At 62.2% G+C, this 17,417-nt stretch carries 4 protein-coding genes; 1 reads left to right on the top strand and 3 read right to left on the bottom strand.

Annotated features, from left to right (window positions below; translation table 11 throughout):
- Positions 1-101: 101 nt before the first annotated feature.
- Entirely contained in the window at positions 102-1,979 is a 1,878-nt protein-coding gene (locus tag RCAS_RS02735) for an ABC transporter ATP-binding protein (protein WP_012119091.1), read from the top strand.
- Here RCAS_RS02735 and RCAS_RS02740 read toward each other — a convergent pair whose 3' ends face one another.
- The 3 genes from RCAS_RS02740 to RCAS_RS02750 all read right to left on the bottom strand — a co-directional run bounded on the left by RCAS_RS02740 (position 1,980) and on the right by RCAS_RS02750 (position 16,539).
- Positions 1,980-4,799, bottom strand: coding sequence for a DUF2298 domain-containing protein (locus RCAS_RS02740; protein ID WP_012119092.1), 2,820 nt, complete (start codon positions 4,797-4,799; stop codon positions 1,980-1,982).
- Between the two features lie 939 nt (positions 4,800-5,738).
- Complete coding sequence (locus tag RCAS_RS02745; RefSeq protein WP_012119093.1) at positions 5,739-13,778, bottom strand: DUF2298 domain-containing protein; 8,040 nt, start codon at positions 13,776-13,778, stop codon at positions 5,739-5,741.
- A gap of 1,495 nt (positions 13,779-15,273) precedes the next feature.
- Positions 15,274-16,539: a tetratricopeptide repeat protein gene (locus tag RCAS_RS02750; protein WP_012119094.1), complete on the bottom strand. Its 1,266-nt coding sequence runs from the start codon at positions 16,537-16,539 to the stop codon at positions 15,274-15,276.
- Positions 16,540-17,417: the final 878 nt, after the last annotated feature.

The following is a 17,417-nucleotide window of genomic DNA, read 5'->3' on the forward strand; positions in this document are numbered from 1 at the left end:
GGGTCGTCTTCTCGCAGTTTGCGTGGTATCATGGCGACGCGATCTTCTTGATGCGCGCCTGGCGTTTTGCCGGGCGCGTCGCTGTCTTGATGAGGATGAGCATGTGGGACGTTCCCGGAAGACGGCGCGCCCGCCGTCCGTTCGAGCCGGAAACTGCGGCAACCTGGTCTGAACGCATGGCGCAAATACGCGATGCATTCGGCAATATCCCCGGCGCCTTCCGTCTCGTGTGGCGGGCAGACCGGCGGTCGACCATTATGATGGCGATATTGACGCTGATCGCGGCAGCGCTTCCCGCAGCGCAGGCGTGGGCAGGCGCACTGATCGTCGACTCGGTCGTCAATTCGTTTACGGCGCGTGTCGATCCACTCATTGGTCTTGAGCACGCACTGCCCTTTCTGGGGTTTGAACTGACCCTGCTGCTGATCGGTGCGGCATCCACCCAGATGCGCACATTTTACGAGCACGTGCTCAACGCGCGCCTGGCGCACACCATCAATACCGAGATTATCCGCAAAGCTCTGGCGCTCGATCTGCACTACTTTGAGGATGCCAGTTTCTACGATAAACTGCAAAATGCCCGGCGTGAAGCCGACTTCCGCGCACTCGGCATTATCAATGGGTCGTATAACGTGGTGCAGAATCTGCTGACGCTTCTCTCGTTCGCGGCGCTGCTCCTGGCGTTCAGCCCGTTGATTACGCTGGTGCTGTTTGGTGCGACGATTCCAGCATTTGTGGCGCAGGGACGGTTCAGCAATCTCTATTTTCGCCTGCTTACCTGGCGCGCGCCGGAATTTCGCCGAATGCAATACCTTGAACATGTGCTGACCGTCGATAGCAGCGTCAAGGAGGTCAAACTGTTCAATCTGGGCGAGCCGTTGTTGAAACGCTATCACGATGCGTTTCATGTGTTCTTCCGTGAGGACGTTGACCTGGCGCGTCGCCGTTCGTTCATCAGTGTGGGCTTGGGCGCGCTTGCCAGCCTCAGTTACTACGGCGCTTACGCCTGGATCGTGTTCCTGACGATTGGTGGCGCTATTACGCTGGGCGGCATGACCTTCTATCTGACCCTGTTTCGCCAGAGTCAGGGTGCGTTTCAGGGTTTGTTCGGCAGTGTCACTCGCCTGTACGAGCACGGGCTGTTCATGGAGAACCTGTTTACGTTTCTGGGTCTGCAACCACAGATGACGTCGGCAGCGCAGCCGGTTCCGGTTCCACCACAATTGCAGCGCGGTCTCGAGTTTCGCAATGTGTCGTTTCGTTACCCAGGGCGCGACGATTGGGCGCTGCGCGAGATCAATCTGACGATTGCGCCGGGCGAAAAACTGGCGCTTGTCGGTCCGAACGGCGCCGGCAAGACGACGCTGATCAAGTTGATGACCCGTCTGTACGATCCGACTGAGGGGCAGATTCTGCTCGATGGAGTGGACCTGCGCGACTACGATCTCGATGAGGTGCGTCGTCGTATTGGCGTGATCTTCCAGGATTTTGTCCGTTATCAGTTGACGGTGCGCGAGAATATCGGCTTTGGTCAAATCGATCATCTTGACGACGCGCAGCGGATCGGCGCAGCGGCGCAGCGCGGCGGCGCCGATGATGTTGTGGCGGTGCTTCCTGGCGGCATGGAGACGATGCTCGGACGCTGGTTTGAGAATGGTTTTGAACTCTCCGGCGGGCAGTGGCAGAAAATTGCATTGAGTCGTGCGTTTATGCGTGATGGCGAGGTGCTGGTGCTCGATGAGCCGACCGCTGCCCTCGACGCTGAGCGAGAGTACGAGATTTTTCAGCGATTCCGCGAGTTAACGGCGGGAAAGATCGCAGTGCTGATCTCCCATCGATTCTCGACCGTGCGCATGGCGGATCGGATTGCAGTCATCGAAGGCGGGCGGATTACGGAGATCGGTTCGCACGCCGAACTGTTGGCGCGCGGCGGAACGTATGCCCGCCTGTTCGAGATGCAGGCAGAGGGGTACCGTTGATCATGGACGGACGCGGTAGATCGTCACTTCGTCGTTCTGGAAGACGACATCTCCCAGCGTGGAGAGTTTCGCCAGCCCTTCCGCCGGATATGTCTGACGCTCGGCTTCGCCGACATAGATGTAGTCGACGCCATAGATTGCCAGCAATGCGCGCACCAGCGCAGTGTCGGCAGTGCTGTAGATTGTCGCAACGTCGGTGGCGCGTGGCGCAATCTCCGCCAACACCTTTGGGTCGCCGCCGCGCCATTGCTGCTGATGCCCTTCCCATCCCATCACGGTCGCCCGTCCGGTGCTCGACGAGACGCCGCCGTAGCCGATGCCTGCGGTGTCGTAGGAGGGTCCTACAGCTTCGAGGATGACGGCGTCGCCGGGGGTGTTGGCGCGCACCCAGGCGATCGCTTCGGCGCCTTCTGGCGTCCGTTCGCGCGGCGTGCGCCCTTCAAGTCCGACGTGTCGCCCTTCGGCGAAGGCTTTGCCCGCCGTCAGCCATGGGTAGGTCAACCCACTTGCCAGAAGAATCAGCGCAACCAACGGCATTGCCAGCATTGCAGCAATCCTGGCGCTCCTGCGGGGTTGCGCCCGCCAGCATATTCCGACGATCTGCATTAGCCGCCAGGCGGCGTAGCCCCCTGCCACGCCCCAGATGAGCCATGTCTGATAGTAGAACTTGAAGATGGTGTTCATCCGATTCTCGAACACGTCGCGAATGTAGACCAGTTCGACGCCGAGGCAGATCGCACTGCCCAGCGCCAGCGTCCCCAGCGCGAACGCATCCGCCGGATGCCCGGCGCGTTGCCCGGCGATCAGCGTTGCCGCCAGACCCAGCGGAAGCAGCGCTGCGAGTGGGAAGCCGATGAAGGCGCCGATTACGACGGTGACGCCAGACGCTATCAGAAGTGTGCGCGCTGTGCCGCGCGCCAGCGCCGCCGTCAGACCGATGAGCGGCGCCAGGAATGTGCCGAAGATGATGAGAAAACTGTGCAGACCGGTTTTGCCGGTGACAAACCCGAGGATGCGGGTCATCTCGCCGATCAGCGGCAGATCGATGAGCGGTGCACGCCCGCCAATCAGGGATGTGAAAGTGAGCAGAAATGGTGCGATCAGAACGACGCTGGTTGCGAGAATCAGCAAGGCGTTTATCAGATAGCCGCGCCAGCGCGGCGCGAGTCGGTCGATGAGCGGCACACCAGATGCAGCCTCGCCGGAGATCGCTGGCGTTTCGGGCTGCGTCGCGGTTTTGAGCGCCAGCACTCCCAGGAAAAGCAGCAGATAGGTCGGCAGGTCCCAACTGTTGATCATATACAGGCTGCCAAGAATCACACCGGACAGCAGAAGTTCGGCGCGGTTGCGCCACAGGCGCAGCGGCGCCGAACTCGCCAGCAGCGCCAGCGCCAGTGCCAGCGCCAGTACGCCAAACGGCAGCGCCATGACGTGGGGGTGCATATCGCCGAGCCAGAACGAAAAGAAGGGGAACTCGGTGATGGCATAGCCGCGCACAGGTTCGATCTGCTGTGTTTCCGGGTTCCAGACAGGGCGCTCGTCCCACACCGCCCGTGAGGGCCACCACCAGTTAAAGTCACGCATCCGATCTTCCCGGATGAGCGTGTCGAACACATTGAAATCGCCGGTGCGCGCCGGATACGGAAGGGTGATCGTTTCGGCGCCGCTCAACGCCTGCACGAGCGCCGCAGCCAGTTGTGCGCCGTCGAGCGCCACGATGCGTTCGTTCCCGACGATAACCTGCAATGTGCCTGCCTGATTGCCTGCCAGGAGCACCGCAACGACTGTGAGCAGCGCAGCGAGCCAACCATGCCACGGGATGCAACGATGCGCATCCGGCGGTGCGCCGTCGATTTCCGGCGCGCGTTCGCCTTCGCTATTAGGGAGCGCCTGTCCGTCGGGCATGTCTGCTTCGACATCGGCGGACGCCTGAGTCGAAGGCGATTGTTCCGCAAGTTCCGTCGATGCTTGCTGTGCCGTCATCTGTTGCTGCGTGCTGGCGCGGCGCATGCCCCAAAACCAGGAAGCGCCACGGTCGAGCGGCACGGCGAACGCCGCCTGCATGCGACTGAGGGATGCCATGCCGTCCGAATACGGCGTTGCGTCCGCATCCACACGTTCGACTTCCACGTCTGTCGCGCGCGGGGCATCAGGTAATTGCGATGTCGCCAGCGCAACCAGGTTGGTGATCAGCCCTGCAATGCCGAGCGCGGTAAGGGCGAAGGTCAACGCCAGCGACATGTTGTATCCAACTGCGGGATGCACTCCGGTAACGAGCGAGACCGCCGCCATGAGGAGATATCCGAAGTAGTAGTAGTTGATGCTGTAGCCCGACATCCAGGGATCGTGCGGCGGGAAGACGGCGCTGACACGTATGGCGTTGAAGAAGGCGTAGTCCATCGGTCGTTCGGTGCCCCAGGGGTGCGGACCGACGAAGCCGTATTCCTGTGCTCGCAGCAACGCCAGAAAGATGAGCGCGGCGGCGAAAAGCGCCTCGTAAAACACGACTATGCCCCAGTTGCGACGCACCCAGCGCAGGGCAACCGCAGGCGACGCTGCTTTCGCTGACACGCGGCGCAACGCCAGCACTCCGCCGATCACCACTGCCAGCGCTGCCACGACGATAAGCGGCGCGCCGAAGGACGCCAATCCGAACATGGCAGCCAGCCAGGCGAGGTAGCCGGTCAGCAGCAACCCTACCGTCCGGGCGAAGGCGTAACCGCGGTCGGGAAGTGCGCCAAAAAGCAATCGTGCTGCTGGCATACCAACGATGCCGAACGCGAGAGCAGCGAACCAGTATGTGAGAACGGCAGTGAGCATGAATTCGAGAACTGAGAACGAGAACTGAGAACCGAGAACCGGAGGTTAAGGGTTAGGAGTTAGGATGTTCAGCTTTTTCGCACATATCCGTCTTCGCCCTGCGCTGTGTACCTTGCTGCCCCTGTTCCTCTTTACCGTGCGTTCTTTGCGCCTTCGTGCCTTTGTGTGATCAAAAACGTTCGATGTTCAACCCATTCACTCCTGGATGCTATGGGCGTGCCGTGCCTTGGGGCAGGTCAAAGACCTGCCCCTACTACGGGGAACCGTCCCCCTGTGCAACATTCAACGTTCCACGATCTGCCGTCCACCTTCCACCCGCAACCTTTGCCTTGGGGCAGGTCAAAGACCTGCCCCTACTACGGGGAACCGTCCCCCTGTGCAACATTCAACGTTCCACGATCTGCCGTCCACCTTCCACCCGCAACCTTTGCCTTGGGGCAGGTCAAAGACCTGCCCCTACTACGGGGAACCGTCCCCCTGTGCGACATTCAACGTTCTACGATCTGCCTTCCACCTTCCACCCGCAACCTTTGCCTTGGGGCAGGTCAAAGACCTGCCCCTACTACGGGGAACCGTCCCCCTGTGCAACATTCAACGTTCCACGATCTGCCGTCCACCTTCCACCCGCAACCTTTGCCTTGGGGCAGGTCAAAGACCTGCCCCTACTACGGGGAACCGTCCCCCTGTGCAACATTCAACGTTCCACGATCTGCCGTCCACCTTCCACCCGCAACCTTTGCCTTGGGGCAGGTCAAAGACCTGCCCCTACTACGGGGAACCGTCCCCCTGTGCGACATTCAACGTTCTACGATCTGCCTTCCACCTTCCACCCGCAACCTTTGCGCCTTCGCATCTCTTGCCTCTCGCCTTCGCGCTTTCGCATCTCTTGCCTCTCGCCCGGCGCAATCAGGTGACCATCCCCTTTGTCTGGGGGCATCCCTACGGCGTTGATGTGAGCCGTTCCAACGCCTCACGCGCCAGCGGCGCCAGGTATCCATCGGGCGCAATCTCGAGATACTCGCGATACCGCTGGATAGCCAGGCGCTCGTCGCCGCGCTGCTCGTAGAGCGTTCCCAACCGGAAGTATGGTTCCGGCAACGTCGGATCGACGGCAATAGCCTGCAAGAATTCACGCTCGGCATCCCCCGGACGTCCAATCGTCAGCAATCCGACGCCGAGTTTATTGTAATTGCCGGCAACGGGGCTGGCGCTCACTGCCGCCCGGTATGCCTCGATTGCTTCATCGAAACGCCCTGCATCGATCAGGACGTCGCCAAACAGGTGGTGTAATGCCACATCGTTTGGATTAGCGCGAGCCGCAGGTCTGAGCACCGCCACTGCATCTTCGAACCGACCAAGGGCGCGGTATTGCTCTGCCAGCGCATATGCAGGACCAGCATCACCGGGGTTCACCTGGACCTGCCGTTCCAGTTCTGCAATAACCGCGGGATTCCGCAGATCGTCGTCGGGCGGTACGACCGGCGCCATCGGTTCTGGCGCAATGCTCTCTTCTTCCTCTACCGGCAGCGGCGCAGCCTGAGCCGGCGCCGGTCGGTTCAGTGGTGGGAGCATCGGCAGGGTATGCACATGATCGTTGACGCGATAGATCGTTGCCTGATCATTGCGGAATGCGATCTCCAGGAACGAACCGGTCATCTGCTGGAACTTGAGCAGCCCCGCATCGCCATAGACTGCGCGTTCGATAGGACCAACATAGATGTACCGCACCTGGTAGCGTGACAGGAGCCGCAACGCCTCCCGCGCGTCGGTCGTGCGATAAATCTGAGCGACATCCAGATCACGCCGGTAGACTGCCTGCGGATCACGCTGCTCGCTTTCGTGCAATGGGCTGACAATCGTTGGGAAGCCGGTATTGGCGGCGACGCGCACCCCATACGCCCGATAGAACTCGATACTCGATTGCAGCACCACCGGCGTTCCCTCGACATTCTGATCGAGCCAGCGGATCGCTTCATAGTCGTAGCGGAGCGGAATGATCACCGGCGGCGCGCCGGTCGGTTGCAGATACGCCGGAAGCGGAAACGACTCGCGCTCCATGAACGCCAACCCGTCGAGCGTTGGTCCGGTCGTATTGCCGGGGAAGCGGTATGCCGTGCGGCTCGCCGTTCCGACGACCGGGTAAACCGCTGCAAGCAATAGGAGGGCGATCAGTGCGCCGTACCCGACAGCCTGCGCTGCTGCGCCGCGCCGCCGGAGCGCGCGGAGGAACGCCGGCAACAGCAACGTCGTCGCCATTGCCAGCAAAACCCATGCCTGCAAGCCAAACTTGAAGACCGTGTTCATCCGATACCAGTCGCCGCCGTCGAGATGATCGCGCACATAGAGGATTTCGCACAGCAGCGACACAATCAGCGCAACACCAAGCGACCAGAAGGCGAACCAGGTTCCCGGACGCAACGCGCGCACGAGCGCCATTCCCACGGTGATCGCCAGGAGCGCCACAAGCCAGATGCGCAGCGTCAGCGGTGCAAGCCGCTCGGCTGCGATCCCGAATGCGGTTGCAAGCCCTTCGAGGCGCAACGCGAGCAGGAGCGGCGGCAACAGCGTCACTGCGCCGGTTACGACCACGATGCCGCCGGTCAATATCAAGAGTGCCAGCGGCACGCGCCCCATCCCCGGCGCGCCCGGCGCACCCGCCACAAATCCCGTCGCTTCCGGCGATGCGCCCATCGTCGAAAGGTGCGCGCGCTGCGCCCGCCGGAAAGTAATATGCAGCGCCTGCCACGCTGCACCGAACAGAACCACGACAAGCGGCGCAAGGAAGATGCCATAGAGCAGCAGATAGTCGCTCAGATGAGTGGCATCACGCACCGGGTTAATGCCACTGACCATTGCCCGGAAGTTTTGGAAGAACGGCAGGTAGAGCGCGAGCGCCACGCCTCCGAGCGCCACGCCTCCGAGCGCCGCGCCCCCCAGACGCGCCGCCAGTCGCCAATCGAAACGTTGCGACTCGCGCCAGGCGCGTCCCAGCAGCGTGCCTCCCAGGAGCAAACCATACGTCGGGAAGTCCCAGGAGTTTGTGACCGCCAGCGCGCCAAGCGTCAACGCCGTCATTCCCCAGCGCGCGAAACGTTCCTGCCAGGCGCCGGGTTGGGCGACGAGCGCCTCGAACGTCAACGCCATCATCAACACCGTCAACGGCAGCGCGATGGTGTGGGGGTGCAGGTCGGCAAAGAGAAAACTGAAGTAGGGGAATTCATTGATGGTGAACGGGATGACTCGCGTCGGACCAACGAACCAGTCGCCAAGGCGTTCGCCGAAGCCGGGAAGCCCTTCCGTCAGCGCTGCAATCACCGGCGCGACGCCGCGCGCCCAGTTTGCCGGAACGACCGCCGCCAGATTGCCGGCAACGCCGACCAGCAAGGCGCCTGCCACTCCCCAGCGCCACAAACCGCGAATACGAACGATGACCGCGAACACGGCGCTCAGCATCAACCCGAAGAGCGTCGGCACAATCAGGTTGTAGGCGACCTCCGGCGCAATGCCGGTCAGTCGCACCGGCAGCGACATCAGGAAGAAGCCGTAGTAGTAGTAGTTGATGACGCCGTCGCTATAGAACGGATTGTATGGCGGCAGCACTGGGGTGCGGATCAGGGCGTTGAGAAAGCCGAACTCGAACGGCTTCTCACCACCCCAGATCGGCTGCCAGAGATCGGGATTCAGCCAGCGGAGCGCCAGCATGAATGCGAACGCGCTCAGGAAGAGCGCCTCACCACCGGCAATCCAGCGCCAACGCTCGCGCAACATGTCGCGCAGCGCCCACAACCCCCGTCGCAAGTCGAGCACAAGCGTTGAGGACGGCGGCGCAACGATCTCCTGGCGCATCCGCCGTTTCCCCAACGTCGCCAGCGCCGCCCCGCTCACCGTCAGCGCCAGCAGCGCCCCGATGATCATGCCTGCCATATCATACTGCCACAGGCGCGCGCTGACCGGCAGCCAGATCGCATACCCGAACAGCAGCATCCCGATTGGGCGCGCCCAGAGCCAACCGCCGTCCGGCGCGCGCGCGCCGAACACCAGCATCGCCACCGGCAGCCCAAGCGCCGCCAGCACGTACCACGCCAGCAACCAGAGAAGCACGGCAATCGCCGGGTTATCCGCCAGACGGTTCCAGCCGTGCATCTCGACGGCGGGCAATTCCCCGACGCGCATCGGCAGCATCAGGTCGTTCTGCGGCGCCGGAGCGGGTGCGCGCACCGGCAGCGACGTTGTGAGCACTGCGGGAGGGTGGTCAGCAGGCGGCACATGATAGATGCGCGTCTCACCTGCGCGGTAGACCATTTCGATCTGACCGGCGGCAGCCAGCGCATCGAACTTTGCCAGCCCCGCCGGATCGTAGAGCGCGCGTTCGAGACGCCCGACGATAACATATTCGATGCCGTAAAGACGCAACATGCGGAGCGTTTCACCGGTATTCGGATCGTTGTAGAGATCACGGATCACCATCTTCCGCGCTTCAATCACCGGTCCCGAGTCGGCCACGCTGCGCTGCTGCGTCATATGCCAGGGCCAGCCGAGCAGCGTCGGCAGACCAGTGTAGACCGACACGCGCCCGCCCCAACGGTATGCTTCCAGGTGCGCCTCCAGCACGATTGGTGTGCCGCGCACATTAGCGCGCAACCATTCAAGCGCAGCAGCATCTTCGGCGAACGTAAAATTGCGGTCATTTTCCGCCCAACCACTGCGCGGCGAGCGCATAAATGCCATGCCATCGAGCGTCGGTCCGATCGTCGAGTCGTAGCGGTCGGCAAGGCGCGCAGGCGTTGCCGTGAGCGGATAGACGAACGCAGCAGCGATCAGCAGCGCAACGGCAGCGCGCCATCCCCAACTCAGAGCGCCAGACCGCCATGCCGCTGTCGCCGACCACATCCAGGAGAGCGCCACACCGCTAACCACGGCAAAAAGCAGCCAGACCTGCATGCCGAACTTGAACACGGTGTTCATCCGGCCAATGTCGCCCTTTGCGACAACGATCTCGATCAGGAAGGTAATGCCGAGCGCGGCAAGGCCCAGCAGCAGCACGAACAGCCTCGTCGCACCAGCGCCAGGGTGAAGAGCGTTGCTGGTCGCTCGCGCCGGCGGATCGTCAACAATGCCGGGAAGCGTCAGTTGTACCGGTCCTGCCTGCTCGACCGCTTCTTCGGCGCCGGATGGCGCAACGACCCCCGCGCGCAGCAGCATGTCGGCGAGGAGCAGAATGCCTCCCGCCAGCAGTAGCGCCTGAAGCGGCAGTGCGGGTATGCTCAGGGTCGCCATGAGTGCCGCCAGCACGATCAACCCGCCGCCAATTGCCGCAGCAACGCGGGCGCTGAGCCTGCCGGTGAGGTATGCCAGCGCCAGTGCGCCGCTGACTGCCAGGAACAACCAGAGACCATGAATCTGCAAAAACTCCGACGTCGGTGTGCGCGACCCATTCCACCACTCGAACCCGGCATAATCCGTGGCGAACCTCTGGATGAAGGGCAGGAACAACAACCGCGACAACACGACCAGCACGGCAGTCAGGGCAATCCACAGCGTCAACGCCCGCTGCGGCGACAAACCCCTCTGGTAGCGGTTCCAGGCGTACACTGCCAGCCCCAGCGCACCAAGCCCGGCGGCTGTCGGGTAATCCCAGGTGTTGGTCGCATACAGCGCGCCAACGGTCAGCGCCAGCAGAAGGATCACCACCGCCAGCGGCGAGAACGCCAGGGAACGAAGCGTCTGTGGGCGATTCCCTGGATGGCGCACCACGGCCACGATCAGGTTCAGCGCCGCCAGAATCAGCGGCAGCGCAAGCATATGCGCGTGAAGGTCGGCGAAGAGGAACGTGAAAAAAGGAAACTCATTGATCGTTCCGTCCCCCAGCCGCATTGCCACCAGCCGGGTTGCGTCCCAGAACGCCCATTCCGCCCGCCCGCGACACTCCTGCTGCGCGGCGTAACTTGCCAGTGCGCGGCACGTTTCCGGCAGTCCAGGGTCCTGTGCGTTGCCGGCGCCGGGGAAGAACCAGACTGCCTGCGCCAGATTGCCTGCGAGCACGGCAAAGAGTGCAGCCGCCACACCCGCGATCATTGCCCGGCGCTCATACGTCTGCCACACGGCAGAGCGCGAGACGACCGCCGCGAACCATCGTTGCCAGCGTGTGTGCGGCTGCGGCTCCAGGGCAACGTCAGGCGTCAGGCGCTTCCGCAGCGCAACCAGGTTATACGCCGCGCCCCACGCGCCGATAGCCGTCAGCGCGGCGAACGTCGGAACCGCCAGGTTGTACGCTGTCGTTGGAACGATGCCGGTCAGATGGATGAGGGTCGCAACCAGCACAAAGCCGAAGTAGTAATAGTTGAGATAGCCGCCGGCGAACCACGGATCATACGGCGGAAACGCCGGACTTTTGACCACTGCCGTCAGGAATGCCAGGTCCATCGGTTTTTCGCCACCGCGCGCCGGGTGCCATAGGTCCGGGTTCAGCGCCCGCAGCAACAGAAACCCAAAGAAGAAGGCAAGAAAGACCCCTTCGGCGGTCAGGATTGCCGTGCGCCGTTGCTGCCAGAAAGCGGCGATCAGGGCGCGGTTCCGGCGCAGCGCCAGCGCGCCTGCACCGACGAACGCAATGGCGCACAGGACAACGCTCCATTTGCCGAACGGCACGAGCGGCGCTTGCAGTGTGCCATGCGCCCCGGACGGACCGACGGACGCCAGCAGCCACGCAGCGTAGGACACAATCAGCAACCCAAGGATTTTCGACAGCGCGTACCCGCGATCCGGCAGCGTCGCCATCCTGCGAAACACGAGCGCGAAGCACGCCATTCCCAACGCTTCGATTGCCAGAATCCAGAACAACCATGGGACCGCATGCGCCGCGCTTGCCGGGTTGAACAACGTCGCCCAATCGCCCGCAGTGCGGTAAAGGGACCACTGATCCTGCGTCAGGCGCAGCGCTGTCGGCGCTTTGTTGACCCGCAGCGTCGTAATTTTGTACACCTCGCCCCACGCCACATCGCCGAGGATCAACTGTTCCGCTCTGGCGCGCGAATAGTCTGCCGTTTTGCGGAAGATCAGGACGCGCGGGTGATCATAAACACTGAAGGCTTCTTCCGCCAGGATCGGCGTGGGTATCTCGATGCCGAACAGTTTCGGAAATGAATAGATATCGGCAACCAGTTCAAAACCCAGGTTCCCCTCGAACAGATGGTAGTAATAACGGCTGAGCGCCGGGTAGCGCATCGGCAGGCGCGTTGCCGAATCGTACACCCGATTGCTGCTGAAGATCAGATAATCGGCGCGGTCGAGTTGATCGAGCAACCCCTCGACCGCCGAGCCGTCGCTGGCGATATACCCATAGTACTTGAGCGGCTCATCTTCGCCGTAGGGTTCGGTGCCGATGCCGATATACTGTCCGGGGTTCTGCCCGTCGATCGGCAGCGGCAGCGGGTCGTCCCAACGCTCAAAGGTGATCACCGCACCGGGGGGAATGTTCTGGTAGATCCATCGCGACGCTTGAATGCGCGAATGAGGTTCTGTATAGATACGGGTGAAGGCAAATGCCCACAGTGCGGTTCCCGCGACTGCGACAATCAATGGCGCGCGCCAGGCGATCCGTCGCCAGCGCGGTCCAACAGCGCACTGCGCTCGGTCCCACAGCGCCAGCAATCCCCCGGCAGCCAGCACGATCAGCAGACCATATAGCAACACGTAGTAGCGCATGGTCATCACGAATTGCCCGCCCTGCCATGCGAAGTAGAAGGCGATCCATGCCCATAGCACGAGCAGGCGCACATCACCGCGCCGCACAATGCGCCATCCGGCGGCGAGCCAGGCGCCCCACGCTGCCATGCCCAGCGGCAGCCCCATCCCCCACAGCACCATGTTTTGCAGCGAGAAAAGGAAGGGAGTGCGCTGCGCCCACTGTTGTGACGGCGGGAAATCCGCCTCGCCGCTGATCAACCGCCCAACCGATGAGATATTGTCGAGAAAACGTGGCTCAGGACGCACATCGAACAGTGACGGACCGGTGAAGGCGTCGGGTTGCAACAACCGGAAGGCGACAACCGTGATGACACCCGCAAGCGCGACACGCCAGGCGAGCGCGAACAGCATCCTGGTTGGCGCCGTCAGCAGACGCGCCAGGATGCCCGGCGTTTCGCCGTCCGCGTACTGCCGCCCGGTTTCTTCCGCCAGTCGCGCAAATGCAGCAACTATCACCGCCAACCCCAGGGTTGCCAGCGTAACGCGGCACGCCATGGCTGCACCAATGCTGAGACCGGCGCCGATGGCGCTGCCGACGCCGCCACCCTGTGCAATGCGCACCGCCCAGTAGATCGAGAGTGTGGTGAAGAATGTGGTGGCGGCATCGACGGTGAAGAAGTGCGACATCTGGATCGGAAACGCCGCCGTCGCGTACAGGAGCGACGCAATCAGACCGGCGCGCCGATCAAACAGCCGCCGACCGATGAGGAAAACGATCACAATCGTTCCCAGGTCGTACAGCATCGAAAGCGTGCGCCCCGTATCGCGCACCATTTCCGGCGAAATACGGTCTGCTCGACCACTCAGGTTCGCCTGGAGTTCAACCGCCACGCGCGTGACTGTCGTAGGGAGCGTGCCATAGACGAAGAAGCGCGACCAGTTGTAGTTGCGCGGATTGAGCGTATTACACCCACTATCGCGGGTTGGTTCCTGCTGATTGAGCGGAATGGGATTGCCTGCGCCGTCGGTCGTGGCGCGTGCCGCGGGAATTCGTCCGTTGATCGCGCAATCGCTGCGCAGGTAATCGCTGAAACTACGCGGAACCTGCAAATTATAGGCAGTAAAGATAATGAATCGTTCGTCGGGATGGAGGTATGACGTGCCATCCCAGGTTGTCAGCGCCATCGAACGGAAAAACGTGCCAACGAACAGGATAAGGGCAAGCCAACCCCAAGGGGACCAGGAGAGACGGCGTGCAGGCGGGTTATCGGGCGAAACAGGGGTTGTGTTCATGCGACGTTACTGCCTGTCGGTGCATGATGCTCAAACGCAGATAGTGTGCCGGGTCGCATTGTGCGTAAGAATGCCGGGCGGTCTGTGCAATCTATCGCACAGCCTGCGTGCATTATAGACATTCTTTTGGCGAACGTCCAACGGAAGATCAGGCGAGAGGTGAGAGGCGAGAGGTGAGAGGTGAGCGGCGAGCGGCGAGAGGGACGAGGCGAGAGAGTCCCGACCAAGGCGTAGCGCGAGATGTATCTCGCATTTGGGGAGAGGCGAGCGGCGAGGGGCAAGAGGCGAGAGGGACGAGGCGAGAGAGGCCCGACCAAGGCGTAGCGCGAGATGTATCTCGCATTGGTGGAGAGGCAAGAGGCGAGAGGCAAGAGGCGGCCCGACCATGGCGTAGCGCGAGATGTATCTCGCATTTGGGGAGAGTTGTGAGAGAGGCGAGGTGAGAGAGTCCCGACCAAGGCGTAGCGCGAGATGTATCTCGCATTTGTGGAGAGGCGAGAGGCGAGCGGCGAGAGGGACGAGGCGAGAGAGTCCCGACCAAGGCGTAGCGCGAGATGTATCTCGCATTGGTGGAGAGGCAAGAGGCGAGAGGCAAGAGGCGGCCCGACCATGGCGTAGCGCGAGATGTATCTCGCATTGGTGGCAAGGCGAGAGGCGAGAGGCGAGAGGCGAGAGGGACGAGGTGAGAGAGGCCCGACCAAGGCGTAGCGCGAGATGTATCTCGCATTTGTGGAGAGACGAGAGGCGAGAGGCGAGAGGTGAGAGAGGCGAGCGGCGAGAGGGACGAGGCGAGAGAGTCCCGACCAAGGCGTAGCGCGAGATGTATCTCGCATTGGTGGAGAGGCAAGAGGCGAGAGGCAAGAGGCGGCCCGACCAAGGCGTAGCGCGAGATGTATCTCGCATTTGGGGAGAGTTGTGAGAGAGGCGAGGTGAGAGAGTCCCGACCAAGGCGTAGCGCGAGATGTATCTCGCATTGGTGGAGAGGCAAGAGGCGAGAGGCAAGAGGCGGCCCGACCATGGCGTAGCGCGAGATGTATCTCGCATTTGTGGAGGGGCGAGGGGAATAGCGTAGCGCGAGATTTATCTCGCATTTGTGGAGAGGCGAGAGTTGAGAGCGGCGAGCGGCGAGAGGTGAGAGGTGAGAGAGTCCCGACCAAGGCGTAGCGCGAGATGTATCTCGCATTTGGGGAGAGGCGAGAGAGGGGAGCGGTGAGCGGTGAGCCACATTGCATGGTGCACGCTGAACCTGGGAAGGTTCGCAGGAGCAAGCGAACCGCTTGCCCACACCCGCCAATCAGCTTTCCCGGCGGGAAGGAATCGTGATTGCTCCAGAGACGCCGCCCGACTCAAGGGTCTTTGGGGTAAAAGGTTGAGATTGCAACGGGTGTTCCACGTTCTCTTCGTCCTCTGTGCCTCTGTGGTTCAACCGGCAGGTGAAAAGGTGCAGCGAGGCACGAGGCGAGGGACAAGAGACACGAAATAAGGACGTGCGCGATCATGGCAGTCCCAGGACGGGCCATCCGGCAACCGAATCGCCCAGGTGTAATGTCAGACCACGCGCCCCAACGGGCACATCAAAGATCACCGGCACGCTCACCTGTCCGATTCGGGGGGGAATGGCTTCATCGAGGCTGAAGTCGCCATACCTGCCGCGCCCGAATGTTTCCAGGTATAACGTCGAGAGAGCAGGTTCGGGAAGGTAGCGGTTGCCCTGATCGTCGATCAGCACGAACAGTTCGGGTGGCGCGGGAATGGCTGCGTCGCCGCCATTCCCCACTGCCACGAGCGCCAGAACGAAGCGCCCATCCGGCTGCCGCGATCCAATCGCGCCGTTGAGAACAAGTGTGTGATCGGGTCGTAACAACGTCAATGTCCAGGCATCCCGCAGAATGACCGTCCCCACCGGGAGCGTCGGCAGCGGTGTGGAGGTGGGCAAAGGTGTCAGGGTTGCTGGAGGAGAGGGTGCGCCGGTAGGCGCAATCGTCGCAACGGGCGACTCACGCAGTGCGGCTGGCGTTGCGGGAACGGTCGTTAGCGAAGATGCCGGAAGGTTGGGCGAAGGCGTGGAGGATGCCGGTCCGCCAACCGGTTCTGGCGTTGCCAAAATCAGCGTTGACGTCGGACGGATCGCTCCACCTGGAAAACGTGCATTCGTCAGGAGCGCTGCGACGATCAGCAGCGACGCACCGATTGCTGCAATGCCGATCCAATTGTATCTGCTGAAAGAAAGTGGCGCGGTTGGCGTTGGTTGAGGCGGTATCGTCCGCTCAGCAGGTGCAGAGGATGCACCTGCCGACGCTGTGGAAAGGGATGCTGGGGCTGGCGGTGTAATGCGCGGCGCTCCCGGTGATGATGGTAAGGCGGGAGGCGAAGGCGGCAGTGAGGCGGTTGGCGCAGTTGCCGAATCACGTGGCGCTGCACCGGGTTGTGTAGCAGGCATAGACGCGACAGACGCTGATGACGAGGCGGGGGGAGGCGGTTGTGCCATCGTCGAAGATGGTTCGGCAGGCGCTGCTCCAGGCGTTGCCGTAGATCGCACAAGGGCGACGATGCGACGCAATGCGGCGCGGCGTTCCTGTTCATTCTCGGCGACATCAGCGAGCGCGCGCCACACCCATGGGTTGTTGGGGTGCTGTGTTGCCAGGGCGCGTAACAATATCCGCGCGCGCCGTATGTCGCCCTGTTGACGCAACCGCGTTGCTGCGTTCAAGAGCGAGCGCACGGCAGCGGGGGAGAGCGGGTTGCGTGGAGTGTCGCTCATAGTCTGGGGCTGAGAGGGGGATCGAGAACTGAGAACCGAGAACTGATAGAGCGATCAACCTGAACCTGGACAATCAAGGATGTGCAGGGGCTGGCGTTGGCTGAGCCTGTCGGAGCCAACGCCAATCACAAGACGATCAACATAGGCAAGATTGTTCAATGTCATATGAGAACCGGAGTCAGGGGTTAGAGGTTAGGAGTTTAGAAAAACCTGCCCATCTGTACTCTTCGCGTCTTTCACCTGTCCCTTCCTACGTGCAACGCAAGACCTGCACCTGGCGCATGGGCGCTGAGCCTGCCGAAGCAGACCTGCCCATAGCGCGCCCCTACCGGTTATTTTCTCGTGTTGAATGTGCACCGTGCGCGTGGGCGCGCCACCGGTGCGGACGGCGCATCCACGAAGAACACGAAAGCGCACGAAGGATAGATGACACGCTTAACCTTTCCCCACCTTTCCCCTCTCCCCTCTCCCCTCTCCCCTCTCGCCTCTTGCCTCTCCACCAATGCGAGATACATCTCGCGCTACGCCATGGTCGGGCCGCCTCTTGCCTCTCGCCTCTTGCCTCTTGCCTCTCGCCTCTTGCCCTTCTTCACCAATGCGAGATACATCTCGCGCTACGCCTTGGTCGGGCCGCCTCTTGCCCCTCGCCTCTTGCCTCTTGCCCCTCGCCTCTCACCTCTCGCCTCACGCCTTGCCACCAATGCGAGATACATCTCGCGCTACGCCTTGGTCGGGACCCTCTTGCCTCTTGCCTCTTGCCTCTTGCCCCTCGCCTCTCACCTCTCGCCTCACGCCTTGCCACCAATGCGAGATACATCTCGCGCTACGCCTTGGTCGGGACTCTCTCACCTCGCCCCTCTCGCCGCTCGCCCCTCCCC

The sequence above is a fragment of the Roseiflexus castenholzii DSM 13941 genome (genome assembly GCF_000017805.1).
Classification (GTDB): Bacteria; Chloroflexota; Chloroflexia; order Chloroflexales; family Roseiflexaceae; genus Roseiflexus; species Roseiflexus castenholzii.

Bases quoted from the DNA above. Each gene is read 5' to 3' on its own strand.
- RCAS_RS02735 (WP_012119091.1), top strand. From the start codon at position 102: ATGTGGGACGTTCCCGGAAGACGGCGCGCCCGCCGTCCGTTCGAGCCG.
- RCAS_RS02740 (WP_012119092.1), bottom strand. From the start codon at position 4,799: ATGCTCACTGCCGTTCTCACATACTGGTTCGCTGCTCTCGCGTTCGGC.
- RCAS_RS02745 (WP_012119093.1), bottom strand. From the start codon at position 13,778: ATGAACACAACCCCTGTTTCGCCCGATAACCCGCCTGCACGCCGTCTC.
- RCAS_RS02750 (WP_012119094.1), bottom strand. From the start codon at position 16,539: ATGAGCGACACTCCACGCAACCCGCTCTCCCCCGCTGCCGTGCGCTCG.